The organism is Methylocystis echinoides, from assembly GCF_040687965.1.
GTDB classification, from domain to species: Bacteria; Pseudomonadota; Alphaproteobacteria; order Rhizobiales; family Beijerinckiaceae; genus Methylocystis; species Methylocystis echinoides_A.
Window position 1 is genome coordinate 2,208,839 of the sequence record NZ_CP156084.1, and the last position, 21,194, is coordinate 2,230,032.

18 protein-coding genes and 1 tRNA gene are annotated in these 21,194 nt (G+C 64.5%); 13 read left to right on the plus strand and 6 right to left on the minus strand.

Features of this window, described 5'->3' with window-relative positions:
• The first annotated feature begins 61 nt into the window (after window positions 1–61).
• The 4 genes from RVU70_RS10730 (at window position 62) to RVU70_RS10745 (ending at window position 3,482) form a co-directional block, all read left to right on the plus strand.
• On the plus strand, window positions 62–907 hold the full coding sequence (locus tag RVU70_RS10730) for a DUF692 domain-containing protein (RefSeq protein WP_363346074.1): 846 nt from the start codon (window positions 62–64) through the stop codon (window positions 905–907).
• Window positions 904–1,725 (plus strand): DNA-binding domain-containing protein, encoded by an 822-nt coding sequence (locus RVU70_RS10735; RefSeq protein ID WP_363346076.1) that lies wholly within the window; start codon window positions 904–906, stop codon window positions 1,723–1,725. The genes RVU70_RS10730 and RVU70_RS10735 overlap by 4 nt, the downstream gene beginning before the upstream one ends.
• 72 nt (window positions 1,726–1,797) lie before the next feature.
• Window positions 1,798–2,877, plus strand: coding sequence for an XdhC/CoxI family protein (locus RVU70_RS10740; RefSeq protein ID WP_363346078.1), 1,080 nt, complete (start codon window positions 1,798–1,800; stop codon window positions 2,875–2,877).
• A complete protein-coding gene (locus tag RVU70_RS10745) occupies window positions 2,874–3,482 on the plus strand; it encodes a nucleotidyltransferase family protein (protein WP_363346080.1) in 609 nt (202 codons plus the stop codon). Before RVU70_RS10740 ends, RVU70_RS10745 begins: the two co-directional genes overlap by 4 nt.
• Here the strand turns inward: RVU70_RS10745 and RVU70_RS10750 are convergent.
• On the minus strand, window positions 3,469–5,634 hold the full coding sequence (locus RVU70_RS10750; protein ID WP_363346082.1) for a molybdopterin cofactor-binding domain-containing protein: 2,166 nt from the start codon (window positions 5,632–5,634) through the stop codon (window positions 3,469–3,471). The genes RVU70_RS10745 and RVU70_RS10750 overlap by 14 nt on opposite strands.
• A gap of 11 nt (window positions 5,635–5,645) precedes the next feature.
• A complete protein-coding gene (locus tag RVU70_RS10755; protein WP_363346084.1) occupies window positions 5,646–6,095 on the minus strand; it encodes a (2Fe-2S)-binding protein in 450 nt (149 codons plus the stop codon).
• 277 nt (window positions 6,096–6,372) lie between these two features.
• Between RVU70_RS10755 and RVU70_RS10760 the strand changes: the two genes are divergently transcribed.
• From RVU70_RS10760 to RVU70_RS10790, 7 genes are all read left to right on the plus strand, one after another.
• Complete coding sequence (locus RVU70_RS10760) at window positions 6,373–6,762, plus strand: HU family DNA-binding protein (protein ID WP_363346086.1); 390 nt, start codon at window positions 6,373–6,375, stop codon at window positions 6,760–6,762.
• 228 nt (window positions 6,763–6,990) lie between these two features.
• Window positions 6,991–8,148: a 4Fe-4S dicluster domain-containing protein gene (locus tag RVU70_RS10765; RefSeq protein WP_363346088.1), complete on the plus strand. Its 1,158-nt coding sequence runs from the start codon at window positions 6,991–6,993 to the stop codon at window positions 8,146–8,148.
• A complete protein-coding gene (locus tag RVU70_RS10770) occupies window positions 8,135–8,596 on the plus strand; it encodes a cyclic nucleotide-binding domain-containing protein (protein ID WP_363346090.1) in 462 nt (153 codons plus the stop codon). The genes RVU70_RS10765 and RVU70_RS10770 overlap by 14 nt, the downstream gene beginning before the upstream one ends.
• Window positions 8,589–9,446: an FAD/NAD(P)-binding protein gene (locus tag RVU70_RS10775; protein ID WP_363346092.1), complete on the plus strand. Its 858-nt coding sequence runs from the start codon at window positions 8,589–8,591 to the stop codon at window positions 9,444–9,446. Before RVU70_RS10770 ends, RVU70_RS10775 begins: the two co-directional genes overlap by 8 nt.
• Window position 9,447: 1 nt before the next feature.
• Complete coding sequence (locus RVU70_RS10780; protein WP_363346094.1) at window positions 9,448–10,239, plus strand: oxidoreductase; 792 nt, start codon at window positions 9,448–9,450, stop codon at window positions 10,237–10,239.
• A complete protein-coding gene (locus RVU70_RS10785) occupies window positions 10,214–11,506 on the plus strand; it encodes a Ni/Fe hydrogenase subunit alpha (protein ID WP_363346096.1) in 1,293 nt (430 codons plus the stop codon). Before RVU70_RS10780 ends, RVU70_RS10785 begins: the two co-directional genes overlap by 26 nt.
• A gap of 6 nt (window positions 11,507–11,512) precedes the next feature.
• Complete coding sequence (locus RVU70_RS10790; RefSeq protein WP_363346098.1) at window positions 11,513–12,010, plus strand: hydrogenase maturation protease; 498 nt, start codon at window positions 11,513–11,515, stop codon at window positions 12,008–12,010.
• On the opposite strand, the gene RVU70_RS10795 is transcribed toward RVU70_RS10790, so the two are convergent.
• Together RVU70_RS10795 and galK are read right to left on the minus strand one after the other, a co-directional pair.
• Window positions 11,989–13,017, minus strand: coding sequence for a UDP-glucose--hexose-1-phosphate uridylyltransferase (locus RVU70_RS10795; RefSeq protein ID WP_363346099.1), 1,029 nt, complete (start codon window positions 13,015–13,017; stop codon window positions 11,989–11,991). The two genes, RVU70_RS10790 and RVU70_RS10795, sit on opposite strands and share 22 nt — an antisense overlap.
• 12 nt (window positions 13,018–13,029) lie before the next feature.
• Complete coding sequence (galK, locus tag RVU70_RS10800) at window positions 13,030–14,190, minus strand: galactokinase (protein WP_363346101.1); 1,161 nt, start codon at window positions 14,188–14,190, stop codon at window positions 13,030–13,032.
• 205 nt (window positions 14,191–14,395) lie between these two features.
• On the opposite strand from galK, the gene RVU70_RS10805 reads away from it, so the two are divergent.
• Entirely contained in the window at window positions 14,396–17,125 is a 2,730-nt protein-coding gene (locus RVU70_RS10805) for a sugar-binding domain-containing protein (protein WP_363346103.1), read from the plus strand.
• A 3-nt stretch (window positions 17,126–17,128) separates the two neighbouring features.
• Here RVU70_RS10805 and RVU70_RS10810 read toward each other — a convergent pair whose 3' ends face one another.
• Window positions 17,129–18,724 carry a phosphoenolpyruvate carboxykinase gene (locus RVU70_RS10810; protein ID WP_363346105.1) on the minus strand — a complete coding sequence of 532 codons (1,596 nt, stop codon included), beginning with the start codon at window positions 18,722–18,724 and terminating at the stop codon, window positions 17,129–17,131.
• A gap of 367 nt (window positions 18,725–19,091) precedes the next feature.
• Between RVU70_RS10810 and RVU70_RS10815 the strand changes: the two genes are divergently transcribed.
• A tRNA-Tyr gene (locus RVU70_RS10815) sits at window positions 19,092–19,176 on the plus strand.
• Window positions 19,177–19,406: 230 nt separating this feature from the next.
• Here RVU70_RS10815 and RVU70_RS10820 read toward each other — a convergent pair.
• A complete protein-coding gene (locus tag RVU70_RS10820) occupies window positions 19,407–21,059 on the minus strand; it encodes a DUF882 domain-containing protein (RefSeq protein ID WP_363346107.1) in 1,653 nt (550 codons plus the stop codon).
• Window positions 21,060–21,194 lie beyond the last annotated feature (135 nt).

A 21,194-nucleotide genomic window follows, 5' to 3' on the forward strand; every position in this document is an offset into this window, starting at 1 on the left:
GGTCCGGCGCAAGCTCTCTCGCCTGAGGCGGGGAAGTGGTTTTTCAGGCGGGAGAATTCGCATGCAAAAGCCTGCGCCGCTGGGATATGGTCTCGGGCTGAGGCCCGTCTATTTCGATGAAATCATGTCGACCCGACCGCCGGTCGACTGGTTCGAAATCATTTCCGAGAATTACATGGTCGAGGGCGGCCGTCCGCTGTCCATGCTCGACCGTATCCGCGCCGACTACCCCGTCGTCATGCACGGCGTCTCCATGTCGCTCGCCTCGACCGATCCGCTGGATTTCGCCTATCTCGCCCGGCTCAAGGAGCTTATCGAGCGCGTCGAGCCGGCCTGGGTCTCCGACCATGTCGCGTGGACTGGCGTGCACGGCCTCAACCTCCACGACCTGCTGCCGATCCCCTACACACGCGAATCGCTCGATCATATCGTCGAGCGCATCTGCCGGGTGCAGGACTATCTGAAACGCCCGCTCGTCGTCGAAAACGCCTCGACCTATGTGTCTTTTGTTTCTTCCGAGATGAGCGAGCAGGAGTTTGTGCGGGAGATGGCCGAGCGCGCCGATTGCCTGCTGCTCCTCGACATCAACAATATCTTCGTGTCCAGCTTCAATCACGGCTTCGACGCCGAGGCCTTTGTCGACGCCGTTCCCGTCGAGCGCGTCGTGCAGTTCCATATGGCCGGCCACACCGACAAGGGCACGCATCGCGTCGACACGCACGACCAGCCGGTCTGCGACGAAGTCTGGACCCTTTACGAACGGGCGCGCCGCCGTTTCGGCGACGTCTCCGCAATGATCGAGCGGGACGACAATTTCCCGCCCTTCTCCGAGTTGCTCGACGAGTTGCAGCGCATGCGCGACATCGACGCCCGCCTGGCGGCGGAAAGGGCCTTGAGCGCCGCATGAAGCTTTCGGACTTTCAGACCCTGTTCCAGGCGCGCCTGCTCGCCGGACCGGGCGAGGGCGACGCGCCGCTCATCGCCCAATTGCGAGAATCCCGGCGCGGCGCGGCGCGGGACGAGCTGCTCCATGTCTATCAGTCGGGCTACCGCGTTCGGCTGGAAAGCTTTCTCCACGAGGACTACCCTGGCCTGCGCGCCCTTTTGGGCGAGGAGCGCTTCGCGACGCTCATCGGGGACTATGTCTCGGCCAACCCGCCCAAGGATCGCAACGCCCGCTGGTATACGACCGGCCTTCCAGATTACATTCGCGCGCATCCCCAATGGCGGGAGGATGGGCGGGTCTTGTCCATGGCGCTCTTCGAGCGGGCCATCGTCGACGCCTTTGACGCGCCGAACGCCGAGCCGTTGACCATTCAGGCGCTCGCCGGCTTCCCCGCCGACCAGTCGCCCCGTCTCGTTTTCGGTTTTCACCCGAGCCTGTTCGTGCTGCAGCTCGCCCCGGGCACATTCGCCGCTTATCAGGCGATGAACGGGGAAAGCCGAGTGAGCGACGAGGATGCGCCCGAGGCCCAGGAGCGCGGCGGCGGGGAAGAGTTTGAAGCCGCGGCCGTTTGGCGTTGCGACGAGGAGTCGGTTTTTCGCGAACTTGATTCGGATGAGTATTTGGCCCTGAACGAGGCGCGGGCAGGGCGCGCCTTCGGCGACATCTGCCAAATGGCCGCATTCCAACAAGCCGGCGACATCGAGCCGGAGCGGCTGGCGCAATTTCTCGCGAGCTGGTTCGAGGACGGCATGGTCACGGGCGCCACGCTTCAGGCGTGAGTCGTCCCGCGCATCCCCTATATCCATAACGGTCCGCGGCGAGAGCCGCTGGCCAGCCCGTAGAGGCGATCCGTGACCCGCTCGAATCTGTCCGCGCCTGTCGACGAAAAAGAGATCCTGCGCCAGGCGCAAAGCTGGCGGCGAGAAGGCCGCGGCGTCGCCATCGCCACAGTGGCGGAGACCTTCGGCTCCGCGCCGCGCCCGGCGGGATCGCATCTCGTTGTCGAGGAGGGCGGCCTGTTTTGCGGCTCCGTCTCCGCGGGGTGCGTGGAGGGGGACGTCATCGCCGCCGCCCTCGATTGCATTGCCGACGGGGCGCCGCGCGGTCTCGAATTTGGGGTCGCCGACGAGACGGCTTGGCGCGCCGGCCTCTCTTGCGGGGGGCGGATCGTCGTCTATGTCGAACGCGTCGACGACGCCCGGTCCGCTTTGCTTTCCGAGATTATCGCCGAGACCGCCGCGAGGCGGCCTTGCGCGCTGCTTGTCTCGCCCGATGGCGGCGCGGCTCGCCTTCTGCGGGTGGCGGAAATCGCCGACGCCACTTTGGAAGGCGCGCTCGGAGCGATGTTGCGGGCTGGCGCGAGCGGTCCGGTCGACTCGGGGGGACGGCGGCTTTTCGTGCGTTTCTACGGGCCTGGGCCCCGGCTCATCCTCATCGGCGCCGTGCATGTGGCGCAGGCGCTCGCCCCCATGGCGGCAATAGCGGGCTTCGACGTCGTCATCGTCGATCCGCGCGCCGCCTATGCGGCGCGAGAACGGTTCCCTGGCGCACAGCTCGATCTGCGCTGGCCGGACGAGGCGTTGCCTGCGATCGGCCTGGACGCTTACACCGCTGTCGCAGCGCTGACCCATGACCCGAAAATAGACGATTCGGCCTTGCGACTCGCGCTCGCGTCCGACTGTTTCTATGTCGGGGCCCTCGGCTCGCGTGCGACGCACGGCCGGCGACTTCAAAGGTTGACGGCGAACGGCGTCCCCCCAGCCGCCATCGAGCGGCTCCGCGCCCCCATTGGGCTCGACATCGCCGCCGTGAGCCCGGCGGAAATCGCCGTGTCCATCCTCTCGGAGCTCATCCTCGCGCGCGGGCAAAAGCCGCTGCGCAGCGTGCAGGCGCCGGAGCCGGCCGGCCGGCTCGTAAGCTGCGGCGCATGAGCGTGACGTCGTGGATCAGCGTCGTTCTGCTCGCGGCCGGGCGTGGTTCTCGTTTCGGCGGGGCGAGCAACAAGCTGCTCGCCGATTTCGATGGGCGGCCGCTCGTCAGGCGCGCGGCCGAGGCGGCGCTCGCTTCGCGGGCCCGCGACACGATCGTCGTGACGGGCCATGGCCGGCCGGAGATCGAGGCGGCGCTCGCGGGGCTCCCGCTGTCCTTTGCGCATAACCCCGACTTCGCTAGCGGCCTCGCCTCTTCATTGCGCAAGGGTCTTGCCGCGGCCGCCGCTGCGGACGCCGTCATCGTGCTGCTCGCGGATATGCCGGGCGTTTCGTCGGGGCTGATCGACGGGCTGATTTTTGCCTTCGAGAAAGCGCCCGAGGCCCCAGCGATCGTTCCGGTGCAGGGCGGCCGCCGCGGCAATCCGGCTTTGCTCGCCAAGAGCCTGTTCCCGCGCCTGATGGCGCTCGAAGGCGACGAAGGCGCCAAGCGCCTGCTGAGCGAGCTGGACGGCGTGATCGAACTCCCAGTGGACGAGGACGTCTTGAATGACGTCGACGTCCCAAGCGATCTCGACCGTCTCCGCGGCCAGATCAGGCGAAGCTGATCTGTTGGTCCTTTAGCGGCGCGGATCGGATGCGTTTGCCGGTCGCCGCAAAATAGGCGTTGAGCACGGCCGGCGCCGCAACGCAGATCGTTGGTTCGCCGACCCCGCCCCAAAAACCGCCGCTCGGCGCCAAGACGCTTTCGACCTTCGGCATGTCCTTGAGGCGCATCGAATCGTAAGCATCGAAATTCTCCTGCTCGACCCGCCCGTTCTTGACGGTGATCCCGCCGTAAAAGAGCGCGGAAAGGCCGAAGACGAAGGAGCCGGCGATCTGGCGCTCGATCTGCGCCGGATTGACGACATGGCCCGGGTCCGTCGCGGCGACGATGCGGCTGATCTTGATCTTGTTGGCGGGCGACACCGTGATCTCGGCGACCGCGGCGACAAAGCTGTTGAAGGCCATGAAACAGGCGACGCCGCGATAGACGCCTTCGGCCGCGGGCTGCTCCCAGCCGGCCCGCTCGGCGACCGCCTCGACGACGGCGCGCTGCTTCGGCTGTTTCGCCAGGAGCTGTTTGCGGAAGGCCACCGGATCTGCGCCCGCGGCATGGGCCAGCTCGTCGATGAAACATTCAAGATAAATGGCGTTCTGGTTGATGTTCACGCCGCGCCACCATCCAGGCGGCACGGGCGGATTACGCATGGCGTGTTCAATCAGCAAATTGGGCAGATCGTAGCCGAACTGCGCCTCGCCCGTCGCCGCCAGCCCCTGGAAAACGGCTGGATCGACGCCATCCTTGACCCATTGGGGCCTGACGCTCGCGGAAATCGACTGCCCCGAAATGCGCATGCGAAGGCCGGTCACCCTGTTGTCGGCGTCGAACGCCCCGACGAGCCGGCATTGCGTGACCGGATGATAGGCCCCATGGGTCATATCCTCTTCCCGGGACCACAAGAGCTTCACCGGCGTACCCGGAAATTCCTTTGCGATCAGCGCCGCCTGACGCACATTGTCCATGAAGAGACGCCGGCCGAAGCCGCCGCCCATCATCACCCGATGAACGTCGCATTTCTCGATCGGAAGCCCCGTGGCCTCGGCAATCGCCTGGCGGGCGGCTTCCTCGTTCTGCGTGCCGGTCCAGACCTCGCATTTCTCGGGCGTATAAAGCGCCGTCGCGTTCAGCGGCTCCATCGCGGCGTGGTTCTGATGCGGATAGCTGTAGACAGCTTCGACGATCTTCGCCGCGCCGGCGAGCGCCGCCGGCGCATCGCCTTTCTTGTGGCCCACGACCGCGGGCTGCGCGGGATCGAGCCCCTCGGCGAGCCATTTCGCCGTGTCGGCGCTGGAGGTCTTGGCGTTGGCGCCTTCGTCCCAGACCATCGGCAGCGCGTCGAGCGCAGTTTTGGCGCGCCACCAGCTGTCGGCGACGACGGCGACCGCATTGTCGCCGACGCGCAGGACTTTCTTGATCCCCTTAAACCCGGCAATCTTGTTTTCGTCGAAGCTTTTCAGCGTTCCGCCAAAGACGGGGCAGGCCTTAATCGCCGCGTTCAGCATCCCCGGCAGCTTGACGTCGATCCCGTAAATCGTCTTGCCGGTTGTCTTGTCCAGCGTGTCGAGACGCTTCATCGCCTTGCCGGCGATCTTCCAGTCGCGAGGATCCTTGAGCGGAACGTCGGCGGGCGGCGCGAGTTTGGCCGCGGCTTCCGCCACCTTGCCATAGGTCGTGGAGCGGCCGGAGGCGGCATGGACGATGACGCCTTTGTCGACGCTGCATTCGGCCGCCGGAACCTTCCAGGCGTCGGCCGCCGCCTGAATCAGCATGTGTCGCGCTGCGGCGCCGCCTTTGCGCATGTAGTCCTGCGACGCGCGCACGCCCATGCTGCCGCCCGTCACGAAGTCGCCCCAGACGCGGCCCCGCGCGGCGCTCTGGCCGGGCGTCGGAAATTCGGTCGTGACTTTGGACCAGTCGCAATCGAGCTCCTCCGCAACGAGCTGGGCGAGGCCGGTCAGCGTCCCCTGTCCCATTTCGGCGCGCGCGATGCGGATGACGACCGTGTCGTCCGGCTTGACGACGATCCAGGCGTTGATCTCCGGCGCCTCGGCTGCGTCGGCGCGCAAAGGCTCTGCGAGGCCCAGCGAGAGGCCGCCGCCGAGCGCTGCGCCGCCGACGACGAAGTTGCGCCGGTTCATGGGGAAGGCGTTGCTCATGCCGGTCTCCTTCAGGCCTTGGCCGCGGCGTGGATGGCCTCGCGCACCTGTTGGAAGGTTCCGCATCGGCAGATATTGGTGATGGCGGCGTCGATCTCGGCGTCGGTGGGTTGCGGCTTTTCCTCGAGCAGGGCGGCGACAGCCATGATCATGCCGCTCTGGCAATAGCCGCACTGCGGGACGTCGGCGTCGATCCAAGCCTGTTGCACGCGATGCAACAGGCCGTTCTCGGCAAGGCCTTCGATCGTCGTCACGCGACGGCCGGCGACCTCGCCGACGGTCACGGCGCAGGAGCGGACGGCCGCGCCGTCGACATGGACGGTGCAGGCGCCGCAGGCCCCGATCCCACAGCCATATTTAGAGCCAGTCAGCCCGAGACTCTCGCGAACCGCCCAGAGCAGCGGCGTGTCTTCTTCGACGTCCAACGTGACCGATTTTCCGTTGACGACCAGGACTGTCATTGTCGCCGCCTCCCCGCCGCAGAGCCTGTCATTTGCTGCGAAAGGCTAGCAAACAAAGGGGATGGGGCCAAGGCGCGGGCGCGCCGCCGCCTCTCGAGACCGCCTGTTTTGAGCCGCGTAAGAGCGGCGCGCCCCGCGGCGCCGTGCAAAAATGAGGGCAAAACATAAGCGAATGTGACGGTTCGATTGCGAATCATTATGTAAATCGTTAGCAATTTGGTCTGTTGGCTCAGGCTCGCAGCATGTGGCGGCCGATCGCGACGAGGAGAGAATTCTGATGGCCAAGGCAAAAACCACCAAGGCTGCCGCGACCACGAAGGTCAGCAAGGCCGAGGCGCCCGCCGTTCGTCCGGTGAAGGAAACCATGACGAAATCGGCGTTGATCAATTATATCGCCGAGCAAAACGACCTTCCGCGCAAGACGGCCGCGGCCGTCTATGCGACGCTCGAAGGGGTTTTCCTCGGTTCGGTTCATCCCAAAGGCGTGGGCGAATTCACCCTGCCGGGTCTCCTGAAAGTGACGCTGCGTAAGGTGCCGGCGCGCAAGGCCGGCACGCTCGTGCGCAACCCGGCGACGGGCGAGATGGTTAAGGCCGCCGCCAAGCCCGCGAGCGTGCGCGTTAAGATCCGCGCGCTTTCGAAGTTGAAATCGGCGGCCTCGAAGTAAGAATGCAGTCCGCCGGGCGACTTTGTCGCATTGGCGTAGATTTTCGCGCCGGCGCCCGAACCTGGGCGGCGGCGCTGATTTTTTGTGAGTCGCCGCCCCCGCAATCGGCGCACGCCGGCGTCAAGCTTTCGTAACAAAGCGCAAGCAAGGTCTCCTCTCTTATTTCTCGCCGCGAATCGCCGATAGCGACTTGCCGATCAGGACGCCTTCGCACAGAATCCCGATCCAATGCACGAGATCACTCCCCGCCCGGAGCCGCGCGTCATCGACGCCGGCGGACTACAGGCGCTCATTGACCTGTTGCGCCAGCAGGGCCGCAGAGTCATTGGCCCGGCCGTGAGCGACGGCGCGATCGTCTACGACGAAATCGAGGGCGTCGCCGACCTGCCGAGAGGCTTTACCGACGAGCAGGAGCCGGGGCGCTACGCCTTGGCGCAGCGCGACGACGGGGCGTTGTTCGGCTATGCGGTCGGTCCGCATTCGTGGAAAAAATTTCTTCATCTCCCGGCGCTGCGCCTCTGGCGCGCCGTGCGAAAAGGGACCGAGGTGACGGTCGAGGCTGACGCCCCGAGCCCACAGAACGTCGCCTTCCTCGGCGTTCGCGCCTGCGAACTCGCCGCCATCGCCATTCAGGACCGGGTGTTAATAGGCGGCTCCTACGTCGATCCACATTACGCCGCGCGGCGCGAGGGCGCCTTTCTCGTCGCCGTGAATTGCGGCAAGGCGGGCGGAACCTGCTTTTGCGTGTCGATGGAGGCAGGCCCCAAGGTCACGCGCGGTTTCGATCTCGTGCTCACCGAACTGCTTTTTGAAAGCGCCCATCTCTTCCTGGTCGAAGCAGGGTCCCAGGCGGGGGCGGAAGCGCTCGCGCAACTCCCGGGCCGCGCGGCGACCGAGGAAGAGCTTGACGCCGCCGAGGCTGTCGTCGCCCATACGGCGGCGACCATGGGGCGCGACATGCCGGCTGAAGACGTGCCCGCGCTTCTCATGCGCAACCTTCAGCATCCGCGCTGGGAGGAGGTGGCGCAGCGCTGCCTGTCCTGCGCCAATTGCACGATGGTCTGCCCGACCTGCTTCTGCACGACGGTCGAGGAGCACAATGATTTATTCGGCGTCGAGTCGTCGCGCGATCGGCGCTGGGACTCCTGCTTCACTATGGATTACTCTTACATCCACGGCGGAGCCGTGCGGCCGAGCGTGTCGTCCCGCTACCGCCAATGGATGACCCATAAGCTCGCCACCTGGCACGAACAGTTTGGAACCTATGGCTGCGTTGGCTGCGGCCGCTGCATTACCTGGTGCCCGGTCGGCATCGACATCACCGAAGAGACCCACGCCATCAGCGCGAGCGAAAAAGCGGGAGGGCACGGCCTTGGAGAACCTTGAACGCATCCTCTCCGAGCATCCCTTTTTCACCGATCTCGACAAGGGCTTTGTCGCCCTTGCCTGCGGCTGCGCCAAAAACGCGCGTTTCGAGGCAGGGCAGTTCATCTTTCACGAAGGCGAGGCGGCGGATCATTTTTATTTGCTGCGAGAGGGGCGCGTGGCGCTGCAAATTTCCGCGCCGGGGCGGGGCGCCAGCACCTTCCTCACGCTCGGCCCGGGCGAAGTGTTCGGCGTTAATTGGCTTGTGCCCCCCTATCGATGGACCTGCGACGCCAGGGCGCTCGACGGCGCGCGCGTCATCGCCATGGACACGCTTTGCCTGCGCAATAAATGCGAGGCCGACCATGACCTCGGATACGCCATCATGAAGCGTCTCATGCCCGTCTTACTCGAGCGCCTGCATGCAACGCGGCTTCAGTTCCTCGACCTTTACGGCGCTCATGTCTGACACGGCAGGCGTTCTCAAGCCCGCCTCCGCCGCGCCCCCAATGGCGCCGCGCGTCGCCCATGTGCGGCGCCGCCGTCACGATGCGCCCGACGCCTGGACCCTCGAACTCGAAATGGCGGACGGCGCGCCTTTCAATTACGCGCCCGGTCAGTTCAACATGCTGACGGCCTTCGGCGTCGGCGAAGCTGCGATCAGCGTGAGCGGGGACCCCGCCAAAGGCCCGCTCATCCATACGATCCGCGCCGTCGGCCCCGTTTCGCGCGCCCTGACCAAGCTTGCGCCAGGGGATCCGATCGGCGTGCGCGGACCGTTCGGCGTCGGCTGGCCGATGGCGCAGGCAGAGGGCAAGGACGTCCTTCTTGTCGCCGGCGGCCTCGGCCTCGCGCCGCTGCGTCCTGCGCTCTACCGTCTCCTCGGCGAACGCGCGCGCTACGGCAAGGTGACGCTTCTCTTTGGCGCCCGTCGGCCGGACGACATTGTCTTCCGCCGCGAGGTCGAGAGCTGGCGTGGGCGTTTCGACATGGAAGTCGAGGTGACCGTCGACCACGCCGGCCCCGAATGGCGCGGCCATGTGGGCGTCGTCACTGGATTGATTTCGAGACAGGCGTTCGACCCGTCGGCGACAATCGCCATGGTGTGCGGGCCGGAAGTGATGATGCGTTTCGTCGCGATGTCGCTCGTTGACCGGGGTCTTTCCGAGGACTTCATCTATCTCTCGATGGAGCGCAACATGAAGTGCGCAATCGGCCACTGCGGGCATTGTCAGCTCGGCCCGACCTTCATTTGCCGGGATGGGCCGGTGTTCACTTTCACACGTCTGAACCCCCTGCTTGCCGTCAAGGAGCTCTAAGATGGCGCACCGAAAGCCGCGCCTCGCCGTGTGGAAATTCGCCTCCTGCGACGGCTGCCAGCTTAGCCTGCTCGACTGCGAGGATGAACTGCTCGCCATCGCTGGGGCGCTGGAGATCGCCTATTTCCCCGAGGCTACGCGCGGCGACGTGACGGGCGTCTACGATCTTTCGCTCGTCGAGGGGTCGATTACGACCCCACATGACGCCGAGCGAATCCTGGACGTTCGTCATCGCTCGAAGAAGCTCGTGACCATCGGCGCCTGCGCCACGGCGGGCGGCATTCAGGCGCTGCGCAACTTTGCCGATGTGCGGGAATATGCATCGGTTGTTTACGCGCATCCCGAATATATTGAAACGCTCGCGACCTCCACGGCCATCTCACAACACGTGCCGGTCGATTTCGAATTGCGCGGCTGCCCGATCAACAAGGGCCAGCTGATCGACGTTGTCTCGGCCTTTCTCACCGGCCGCCGCCCGAATACGCCCGCGCAAAGCGTCTGCATCGAATGTAAGTTGAAGGGCAATGTCTGCGTTATGGTCGCGCGCGCGGTTCCCTGCCTGGGGCCAGTGACGCACGCGGGCTGCGGAGCCTTATGTCCCTCCTATGACAGGGGCTGCTATGGATGCTTCGGTCCAAAGGAGACCCCCAACGCGCCGTCCTTGAGCGGCTGGTTCGAGCGCCTGGGGGTGGATGAGAAGGGGCTGCAACGCGTTTACCGCACCTTCAACGCCAACGCGGAACCCTTCCGTAACGAAAGCCAACGCCATGACGCGCAAGACCATCAAGGTTGATCTTCTCGCGCGCGTCGAGGGCGAGGGGGCGCTGAAGATTGTCGTTCGCGACGGCAAGGTGAAAAGCGCCGAATTCAACATTTTCGAGCCGCCGCGATTTTTCGAGGCGTTCTTGCGCGGCCGGCATTTCGCTGAGACGCCCGACATTGTGGCGCGCATCTGCGGCATTTGCCCCATCGCGTATCAGATGAGCGCCGTGCATGCGCTCGAAAATCTGCTTGGCGTCGAAGTCTCCGGCCCGTTGCGGGACTTGCGCCGGCTGATCTATTGCGGTGAATGGATCGAGTCGCATGTGCTGCATATCTACATGCTGCATGCGCCAGACTTCCTCGGCTACGACGGCGGCGTGCAAATGGCGCGCGACCACGGCGCGGCGGTAACGCGCGGCTTGCAGCTCAAGAAAGTCGGCAACGAAATTCTGCAGCTGCTCGGCGGGCGTGAAATCCACCCCGTGAATGTGCGGGTCGGCGGCTTCCACCGCGCGCCGCGCAAACGCGAGCTCAGGCCGCTGGCTGAAAAGCTGAAATGGGCGCGCGAGGCCGCGATCGAGACGGCGCGCTGGGTGTCAACCTTCGATTTCCCGGAGCGCGAGCGTGACTACATCTTCGTCTCGCTGCGGCCCGCGGACGAATATCCGTTCAATGCGGGACGCATCGTTTCGAACCGTGGGCTCGACATCTCCGCCGCCGATTACGACGCGCATTTCGAGGAGACCCACGTTTCTCATTCGACGGCGCTGCATTCTCATCTTCGGGAGGACGGCGGCTCCTATCTCACGGGCCCGCTGGCGCGGTTCAATCTGAATTTCGATCGGCTGTCGCCGCTGGCTCGGGAGGTCGCCCGCGAGATCGGCCTTGCCGCAACCTGCCGCAACCCATATCGCAGCATCATGGTCCGCGCCATCGAGACGATCTACGCCTGTGACGAGGCGCTGCGCGTCATTGAGACGTATGAGGAGCCGGACCGGCCTTTTGCGCCTGTGGAGCCCCGTGCGGGCGTCGGCTACGCCGCGACCGAGGCGCCGCGCGGGCTTTTGTATCACCGCTACGGCCTCGATGCGCAGGGAACGATTCTCGATGCGCAGATCGTGCCGCCAACGTCGCAGAACCAGGCGTGTCTCGAAGAGGATCTCCTCGATTTCGTCGGCGGCTTCCTACACCTTCCCGATGACGATCTACGGCGTCGCTGCGAGCAGACGGTGCGTAATTACGATCCCTGTATCTCCTGCGCGACGCATTTCCTGCGCCTCGAGATGGACAGGAGTTGAAGCGACTTGCCCGCCTCTGATTCAGTCATGATCATCGGCGTCGGCAATCCGGAACGCGGCGACGACCGGGCCGGACGAGAGGTGGCGCGCCGTCTCAAATTGTCGCGCTTTGCGAAGGCGCAGGTCCTCGAGACCGAGGGCGAAGCGACGACCTTGCTCGCCTTGATGGAAAAGTCGGCGGTCGTTTTTCTGATCGACGCCTGCGTCTCCGGCGCGCCGCCGGGGACGATTCGCCGCGTCGACCTGACCCATTCTGTATTGCCCGAAGCGCGATATGGCGTATCGTCCCATGGCTTCGGCCTCGCCGAGGCGGTTTCGCTCGCCTCGTCCCTGGGAACCTTGCCAAGGCGTTGCGTTCTTTATGCGATCGAGGGTCGCAATTTCGACGTGGGCGCGCCCGTTTCGCCGACGGTTTCGGCCGCCGTCGACGATGTTGTTTCATCCTTGCTCGAAGAGTTGGACGCTCATGACCAGAATCGTCATCAGACTTGCAGTAGCGCGTGACGGAGGCGCTCGGCGGCGCTCTCGGGCGTGATGTCGCGCTGTGGCGAACCAAGCAATTCGAACCCGACCATGAATTTGCGAATGGTCGCCGAGCGCAGCAGCGGTGGATAGAAATGCCCATGGAAATGCCAGTGCGGATGCTCGTCACCGTCGCTCGGGCGTTGATGAAAGCCCATCGAGTAGGGGAAGGGCGTTTCAAAAAGACGGTCGTAACAGCGCGTGATCCGGCTCAACATATCCGCAAGAGCGCGAGAATCCTCGGCGTCGAACGCGTCGAGCGCGCTCAAATGCCGGCGCGGGAGCAACATGGTTTCAAAAGGCCAGGTCGCCCAGAAGGGCACTAAGGCGACAAAGCCGTCGTTTGCGCAGATGATGCGCTCTTCCTGCTCGAGCTCGAGGGTCAGATAATCGCACAAAAGGCAGTTGCCGCTCGCAGCATGATAGCCGCGCTGGCGCGCCGACTCCTTGACCAATTCGTTGGGTTCGCTATGCGTCGCCCAAATCTGGCAGTGCGGGTGCGGGTTGCTTGCACCCATCATGGCCCCGCGGTTTTCGAAAATCTGCACTGCCCCCACGATCGGATCCTGGTCGAGCTGCTGAAACTCCTCACGCCACAAGGTTACGACTTTTTCGATCTCGTCGACGCTCATCTGCGACAGCGTGAGATCATGGCGGGGCGAAAAGCAGACGACGCGGCAAACGCCTGGTTCGCCGCGGGCGACGATCAGCCCGTTATTATCAATTTCATCATGCGGGGAGTTGGGCAGGAGCGCGGCAAAATCATTAGTGAAGGCGAAGACATCCTCATAAGCGGGATTGCGTTCGCCATTCGCACGCACATTGCCCGGACAAAGATAACAGCCCGGATCGTAGGCAGGGATGGCGGCTTCCGCCTTTGCTTCCGTCTGGCCTTGCCAGGGACGACTCGTGCGATGGGGCGAGACGAGAACCCACTCGCCTGTCAGGGGATTGAGGCGGCGATGTGAGTCGTGCTGCAGGCGTAGCATCTCGGCGTCCGTTCATAGGCGCGTTGGGCCAACGCCCGCGCCGGGGTAGCAGGAGAAAACCATCGGCGCGAGGCCGGTCGCTTTCTCATAAGCGTGACCGACGCTGTCGGCAAAGGCTTCGGCCGCGCCCGCCTCCACCAGGCTCACCGTGCATCCGCCGAAGCCGCCGCCGGTCATCCGTGCGCCATAGACGCCCGGGGTCTTGCGCGACAGCTCGACCATCAGATCGAGCTCCGCGCAACTGACATTATAATCGTCGCGCAGACTCTCGTGCGAGGCGTTCATCAGCCGGCCTGCCTCGACGAAGTCCTTTCGCTCGAGTGCGGCGACCGCCTCGATCACGCGCACATTTTCTGTCACGACATGCCGCGCGCGGCGGAAGATGAGCGCGGGCAGGGCGGACGCATGTTCCTGCAGTTGCGCAATCGTGACGTCACGAAGCGCTGAGACGCCGCCGAGCCTTGGAGCAAGCAGCCTGACAGCCTCTTCGCAGTCTTTGCGTCTCAGATTGAATTCGCTGCTCGCGAGTTCGTGATGGACCATCGTATTACAAACGACGATGCGCACGGCTGGATCAACGGGTATCGCCCGCGCCTCCAGGCTTCGGCAGTCCAGCAGCATAGCCGCGCCTGCGACGCCATGGCAGGAAATGAATTGATCCATGATCCCGCATCGCATGCCGACGAACTCGTTCTCGGCGCGCTGACAAATTTTCGCTAGCTCCAAGCGGTCGATCGGGTCGTTCGACACGCTGAGCAAGGCGTAGCCGAAGGCGACCTCGAGCGCCGCCGAAGCGGAGAGGCCCGACCCCATTGGCACGGTGCTCAAGACAGCGACGTCCGCGCCCATGAGCCGATAGCCGGAGTTCGAAAGCTCGACCGCGACTCCCCGCACATAATCGCCCCAGTTCCGCGCCGGCTGCTGAACGGCGTCTAGGTCGAATGACAAATCCGAGTCGAGGTTGAGAGAGTGAACATGGATCAAGCGGTCGCTTCGCGGGGCGATCGCGACATAGGTTGCGAGGTCCAGCGCCGCCGGGAGAACGAAGCCGTCGTTATAGTCTGTATGTTCCCCGATCAGGTTTACGCGCCCTGGCGCGCGGAAAAGCTGGGGTTCGCCGCCGAAGCGGCTCTTGAAGACTTTGGGCAATTCGCTGGCGACGTAGGTGCGCATATTAGTCCTTCTGCGGGCGAAACGCCTAGCTTTCCTTTACAGAAACAGCCGCCGCGCTCAAGGCGGCGTCGTGAAAAATGCTGGCGCTTTTACGTAGTTTCGCGTAGGAGTTTTCAAATCGCGCACATCGTAATATTCGCAGTCGAACATCATCTTCCATTCGACCCTATCTAGTGTGCCAGATTGCTGGCCAGGGAAGACGTCGGTGAAGAAAGCGCGTATCAGCCTGGATGGCATTTGGGAGTTCCAATATCTCGGCGCGAGCGCCTCAGCGCTCGCTGGGATGAGGAACATCCTCGTTCCAAGTCCCTGGCAGGCTCAGTTCCCGGATCTGAGCATGCGCGGCGGCGTGGCGGTTTATCGCCGCGGCGTCGACGTGCCCGCGGACTGGCTCGAGCAGCGCGTCTTCCTCCATTTTGGCGCGGTGTTTCATATAGCGCATGTGTTCGTGAATGGAGCCTTGATCGGCAGCCATGTCGGCGGCTTTTTGCCCTTCTACTTCGACATCACCGACCGCCTGTCGCCGGGTCGCGCTGAGATAGAGGTGCGCGTCGAAAGCCCTACCGACGACCCTGCAGAGTTTCCGCATACGCCTTTCGCGGAGATGCCGTTCGGCAAGCAGAGCTGGTATGGCCCGCTCTCCGGCATCTGGCAGTCGGTGTTTATCGAGCTCAACATTCCGGATCGCGTCACCTGCCTGCGCGTCGGCTCGGATCTCGACAGCGGCGAAGTCTCCGCACAGCTGAGGTTCGAGCGCGCGCTGTGCAATCGCACAGAGGCGCTCCTCGAGACGCTTGGGCCTGACGGCGACTGCGTCGCGACAGCCCGGGCTGAACTCGCGGTTGGCGCCGAACATGCGACAATGCGCGCCCGGGTCGACGATCCGCGACCCTGGTCGCCGGACGCGCCCAATCTCTATCGGCTTCGCCTGCGCATGATGCGCGATGGGGTGACGATCGACGAAAAGGAGACGAGTTTCGGATTTCGCAAGATCGAAACGCGGGCCGGCAAACTCTTTCTCAACGGCAAGCCCTTCTATCTGCGCGCCGCGTTGGATCAGGACTACTACCCTGACACGATCTGCACGCCTCCTTCTCTCGAGTTCATCGAGGACAGGTTCCGCAAGGCCAAGGAACTCGGCCTCAACGCGCTGCGCTGCCACATCAAGGCGCCCGACCCGCGTTATTACGAGGCGGCGGACCGTCTGGGTCTTCTCGTCTGGGCCGAGCTGCCCAATGGCGGCTATTCAACCGAGCGCTCACGCGAACGCAAGGAAACGACGCTCAAGGGTATTATCGATCGCGACGGCAACCATCCCTCGATCTTCTGCTGGACGCTCATCAACGAGAACTGGGGCGTGGACCTCGTCCACGACGCAAAGCACCGCGCCTGGCTGCGGCGCCTGTACCTGTGGCTTAAGGCCTATGATCCGACGCGCCTCGTCGTCGACAATTCGCCGCTCGCGCCGAGTTTCCATGTGCAAAGCGATCTCGCCGATTATCACTTCTACGCCGCAATCCCAGACAGTCGCCACGATTGGGACCGTTTCGTCGACGCGCTCGCGGATCGTGGCGACTGGCTGTTTAGTCCGGAAGGCGACGCCGTGATCACCGGCGAGGAGCCGCTGCTGTGCTCGGAATTCGGCAATTGGGGCCTGCCGCATCCCGACAAGCTGAGCGATTCGGACGGACGCGAGCCCTGGTGGTTCGAGACGGGACACGACTGGGGCGAAGGCGTCATGTATCCGCATGGCGTCCAGAACCGCTTCCACGACTGGAGCCTCGATCGCGTGTTTGGCAGTTTCGAGGCTTTCATCGAGGCGGCGCAATGGCAGCAGTTTCGCGCGCTGAAATACGAGATCGAGGCGATGCGCCGCCGCCCGGAAATCGCCGGCTACGTGATCACCGAGCTGACCGACTGCCATTGGGAGTCCAACGGCCTCCTCGACATGCGTTCGAATCCGCGCGTCTTCCACGAGCTTTTTCACACGATCAACGACGATACGGTGATCGTGCCACGGCTCGAACGCGCCGCCTTTTGGTCGGGTGAAACTCTGCGTTTGCCTTTGCGCATCGCCCATGGCGGTCGCGACGCGGTTGAAGGCGCGGCGCTCGAGATTTTGTCCGACTGGCCGCAGACGATTTCTCTCGCGCGGCTCGAGGCGGCCAGCGTGCTCGATCTCGGAGAAATCTCAATCGCCTTGCCGGAGGTCGACAAGCCGTGCATGCGGCGCCTCTCGTTCCATTTGCGGATCGGCGACCGCGTCATCGCGCGCAACGAGATTGAGGTCGCGTTGCATCCTCGGCGTTCGGAAAGCCCAAATCTGTCGCTCTGGTCACCGGAGCCGGACGTTCGCGTGCGCCTTCAGGCGCTGGGCTACCGCCTCGCGGCGAATATCGGCGACGCCGATGCCGTCGTCGCTCTGCAGAGTGCGCCTGAGCTTGCCGCCTATGTGCGCGGCGGCGGGCGGGCGCTCCTACTGCCTGATGAGGAAGGGACCCTGACTCCCTTCTTCCCGCACTGGCAAAACGTGAAGGTCGTTGCACGGGACGGCACGCTCTGGCGCGGCGACTGGGCCTCGTCTTTCGCTTGGCTCCGCCGCCGCGGCGCTTTCCGCAGCCTGCCGGGCGGGCCACTGATCGACCATTCTTTCGACCGCGTGATTCCGACTCATGTGATTTCGGGCTGCAATCTGCTCGATTTCCACGCCCGGGTGCATGCGGCGCTGGCGGTCGGCTGGATTCACAAGCCCGTCGGTCTCGCAGTGGAGCGCAACTATGGTGAGGGCCATATTGTCATCTCGACATTCCGCCTGCTGCGGGACGCCCCGGGAGTCGATCCGACCGCGACGGCGCTGTTCGATGCGCTGGTGACAGCCGCTCTCAACAAGAGCGCGACGCCGACGTTGCAAACGCCGAAATTCGAGTCTGCGTAAAGGTTACGGCGCGCGACGGGGGCCCGCTTCCAGCACGTCCTTATCAACGAAGGGCGCGAAAGTTGCGAAATTGTCGCAAAACATATTCGCGACCTTCGCAGCCGTGGCCTCGAACGCTTCGCGTGACCGCCATGTCGCGGCGGGGTCGAGAAGGAAAGCGTCGACGCCTGGCGCCGAAAGCGGCGTCGACAATCCGAAATGCGGATCGCGCCGGAACGGCGCGCCAGCGAAGCCGTCGTGCAAGGCGGCGCGCAGGAGCGCGCGCGTCAAGGCGATGGGCATGCGCTTGCCTTCGCCATAGCCGCCGCCTGACCAGCCTGTATTGATAAGCCAGCAATTGGCCTGGTGTTTGAGGATGCGATTGCGCAGCAGCGCGCCATATTCGGAGGGGTGGCGCGGCATGAAAGGGGCGCCGAAGCAGGTGGAGAAAACCGCTTGCGGCTCGTGAACGCCTGTCTCGGTTCCGGCGACCCGCGCCGTGTATCCCGAGAGGAAATGATACATGGCCTGGGCCGCATCCAGCCTGGCGATCGGCGGCAGCACGCCGAAGGCGTCGCAGGTCAGCAGCACCACATTTCTTGGATGTCCGGAGCAGCCATCGCGCGCGGCGTTGGGAATGAAGTCGAGCGGATAAGCGATCCGAGTATTCTCCGTCTTCGAGTCGTCATCGAAGTCGACGCGCCGCGTTGAGGCGTCCATTGCGACATTTTCCAGCACGGCCCCGAAGCGTTGCGACGCGGCATAGATTTCGGGTTCGAATTCGCGAGAAAGACGGATCGCCTTGGCGTAGCAGCCGCCTTCGAAATTGAATACGCCGGCGTCGCCCCACCCATGCTCGTCGTCGCCAATAAGGGCGCGCTCGGGATCGGCTGAAAGTGTCGTTTTGCCGGTGCCAGATAGACCGAAAAAGATCGCCGCGCCGCTCGCGTGGTCGTTTGCGGCGCAATGCATCGGCAGCACGCCCTGAGCCGGCATCAGAAAGTTGAGCAGGGTGAACACGGATTTCTTGATCTCGCCCGCGTAGCGGGTGCCGCCGATCAGCGCGACGCGACGCGTGAAGTCCAGCGCGATCACCGTATGCGAACGGCAGCCATGACGTTTTGGGTCCGCCCGGAAAGTGGGCAGGTCGATAATGGTAAAATCCGCCGGTCCGTCGGTTGGCTGCGATGGCCTGATCAAAAGGTTGCGGATGAACAGCGAGTGCCAGGCGAACTCGCTATAGACGCGCACCCGCTTGCTGTAGCGCCGGTCGGCGCAGACCTGAAGATCCTGTGAAAAGAGCGCAAGCCCTTGAGCGTGCGCGGACATGTCCGCGTGGAGCGTCGAGAAGTCCACAGGCGACATCGGCTGATTATTGTCCCACCAGACGCTGTCCTCGGTCAGGGAGTCGCGCACGATGAACTTGTCAGCCGGAGAACGACCCGTGTGCGGCGCGGTCTCGACGACGAGCGCGCCGCTGCCGGAGACCGCGCCCTCGCCGCGTTTTATCGCTTCCTCGTAGAGGCGGGGCGCGTCGAAATTTCGGTAGGCCGGCTGCAATTCGCGGGGGGTAAGAGGATCGCGCGGCCCGTCGGCCAAAACCCGCATCTGCGCCGTCATTTCGTGCAATCCCTCAGGCGAGCCAACCTTTGAGCGAAACGCCCTCCCGTGCGCGATGTTCCAGCTTTGCCATGCGTCCGCTTGGCTCCTTTCCAAGGTTGCCAACGCGCCTGCCGCAGCCCCGAGGAAGTGCGCCGCCGCAGGCGCCGGCGCGCCGCGCCGGCGCGCGGCGTCAGCCTGTCCGTCCTGGGGGCGGATCCCGACGCAAAAATCTTCCCTGTAACTTCATGGGGCAGGGTTTGACTGGGCTGGCTCTTTCATCTACACAGCGTCGCGGACAATCGAAGCGGCGAACGGGCGGCAAGCCCAGTCGCCTGCTTTCGAGTCCTTGCCCGGAATTTGGTCCAAGAACTGAATGCGGGCAGATGGGGGAATGTCCCGAGCGGCAAAGGGGGCGGACTGTAAATCCGCTGGCTAAGCCTTCGTAGGTTCGAGTCCTACTTCCCCCACCATCTCACCTCTAAAGTCAGGCCGATGACCGCAGGGATCTGCTTCTTGCGATCAGCTGCACTGTTATAGCGCAGGAAAGCAAAACGCCCCGCGCTTACCTCCGGCGTCGGGGCGTTCGATAGCCGGCGTCTAACGCCGACGGGGAAGACCTTAACTTGCCCCTATGACCGATCAATGACTTCCCACGCTTTACAGCGGCGCAGGAGTCCTCTCTTTCACAAACAGGCCGCGGTCACTTCTTCGACGTCTCGGCCTTTTGGCTGCTCGGACGCGTGTGCGCCGCCGCTGGCGAGAATTTATCAGCCGGCGGCGAAGCAGGGGCGGCGAAGCCGACGAGGTGGGCGGGACGCGCTGGGGGCAGCAGCACGCTGGCTTCGCTGGCGCGGGCGGCCGAGCGCACCGCCGTGATTGGCGCGCCTAGAACTGAACGGCCGACCGCGCGTTCCGCCGGCGTCGCCGCCGTCAGCGTGTTGAAATTGGATCGATCGAGCCGCGCGGGAACGAGATCGTCCCTCTGGGAGCTGGCCCGGCGCAGGGGCTTGGTCGGCTCCGGGTCCTGCGCCGTCTCGTCGGAACTGGCCGGGGCGTAAGCAAGCGCGGGGTCGTCCTTGCTCGGCTGCGCCTCAGCCGAATTGGCCAAACGGGCGCCGTCGCCGCGTTCTTCAGCAGATCGGGGCGTGGGCTCCAGGGAGGCCGTCAGGCTCGCGGGCCGACGTGGCGGGACGGGGGCCTTCACGTAGTGATGCGCCGAGGCGTCTTCGGACGTCTCCCCATCCTGGGCGGCAGCTGGCCGCCCATCCTGCGCCCCTGTCTCCAGGCTGGCTGTTTCAACGGCTCTTTCGTCCAGGGAGGCTGGGCGGCCGCGCGGCGGCAGCGGCGCATTGGCGAGATGGCGCCGCTTCTCTCCCACGACCGGCGCTTCGAGGACGTTCTCTGGCGGCACGGGGGCAGCCTGGAGCGCGCGGGCGGAGTCCGGGGCGACCGCTACGGCGCCGGTCGCCGTCATGACCGTCTCGCCGCGCGGCAGGTCCGCCTCGGCGCGCGCGATCTGATTACGGCCGCGACGGCCGGCGGGCCGTTCGACAGCGGCGCCCTCGTCGCCGCCCGACTCGTAATCGGCTTGCGATTCACGGGCGTTACGAGGCGCGAGCGCCGCCCACTGCTTTCGGGTGCTGGGCGGCGGCGTCGCAATCTCCGCGTCCTCGTCCTCGCCCCCGCCGCCGCCAAAGAGGGCGGCGAGGAAGCCGCCGAAGGTCCGGCGCGGAGCCGCCACATACGCTCCGTTGGCGCGGGCTTCGATCTCGGCTTTTGCTTCCTCATAGCCAGGAAGCGGCTGGCCGTTGGTCGGAAGATGAACCGTCTTTCCGTCGGGGAAAAGGCGGACGAGCTGCTCGTATGTCATGCGCGGCCAGGAGCGCACATTGCCCACGTCCAGATGCACGAAAGGCGTGTTGGCGTTCGGGTAATATCCGACCCCGCCGCGCTGCATGCGCATGCCGATTTCGCGAATTTGCGACATTGGCATTCCCGGCATGGTGGTATCCATCGCCTTGCCGAGCATGTGCTGAGAATATTTGGCGACGGCGCGCGAGCGCGCGCGCAGCATGGCGTTGGTCTCTGGCGAGCGATAGGCCGAGACGACGTTGATCACCTGATTGCCCGCGCCCGCACTGCGATAGGCCTCCCAGACGACGTCGAAGAGGCGGGGGTCCATATTCGTGGGCTCGTCGCGGCGCCAGTCTCGCAGGAACCAGTTCAGCTGTTCCAGAACCCGACTGTCATATTGGCCATTCACGAGATAAGTCGCGGCGATGTCCTCGCCGGTATGCGCATGATGGAGATAGATTGTCCGCGTGTCGCCGTTGGCGATTGCGGTCTCGGTCACGCTCGGCGCGAGGACGGACGCCAGGGCGCATAAGCAGCCGAGCGCAAACGAGATCGGCGAGGTCGAGTTCCCATTGCAGGCGCGAGGCGTCGTCAAAAAGTCGCTTCCCCGTCTCGCTTGGGGCAGTCGGTGGAC

Coding starts and splice junctions, on each gene's coding strand:
- RVU70_RS10730 (WP_363346074.1), top strand. CDS start 62: ATGCAAAAGCCTGCGCCGCTGGGATATGGTCTCGGGCTGAGGCCCGTC.
- RVU70_RS10735 (WP_363346076.1), top strand. CDS start 904: ATGAAGCTTTCGGACTTTCAGACCCTGTTCCAGGCGCGCCTGCTCGCC.
- RVU70_RS10745 (WP_363346080.1), top strand. CDS start 2,874: ATGAGCGTGACGTCGTGGATCAGCGTCGTTCTGCTCGCGGCCGGGCGT.
- RVU70_RS10750 (WP_363346082.1), bottom strand. CDS start 5,634: ATGAGCAACGCCTTCCCCATGAACCGGCGCAACTTCGTCGTCGGCGGC.
- RVU70_RS10755 (WP_363346084.1), bottom strand. CDS start 6,095: ATGACAGTCCTGGTCGTCAACGGAAAATCGGTCACGTTGGACGTCGAA.
- RVU70_RS10760 (WP_363346086.1), top strand. CDS start 6,373: ATGGCCAAGGCAAAAACCACCAAGGCTGCCGCGACCACGAAGGTCAGC.
- RVU70_RS10765 (WP_363346088.1), top strand. CDS start 6,991: ATGCACGAGATCACTCCCCGCCCGGAGCCGCGCGTCATCGACGCCGGC.
- RVU70_RS10775 (WP_363346092.1), top strand. CDS start 8,589: ATGTCTGACACGGCAGGCGTTCTCAAGCCCGCCTCCGCCGCGCCCCCA.
- RVU70_RS10780 (WP_363346094.1), top strand. CDS start 9,448: ATGGCGCACCGAAAGCCGCGCCTCGCCGTGTGGAAATTCGCCTCCTGC.
- RVU70_RS10785 (WP_363346096.1), top strand. CDS start 10,214: ATGACGCGCAAGACCATCAAGGTTGATCTTCTCGCGCGCGTCGAGGGC.
- RVU70_RS10795 (WP_363346099.1), bottom strand. CDS start 13,017: ATGCTACGCCTGCAGCACGACTCACATCGCCGCCTCAATCCCCTGACA.
- galK (WP_363346101.1), bottom strand. CDS start 14,190: ATGCGCACCTACGTCGCCAGCGAATTGCCCAAAGTCTTCAAGAGCCGC.
- RVU70_RS10810 (WP_363346105.1), bottom strand. CDS start 18,724: ATGACGGCGCAGATGCGGGTTTTGGCCGACGGGCCGCGCGATCCTCTT.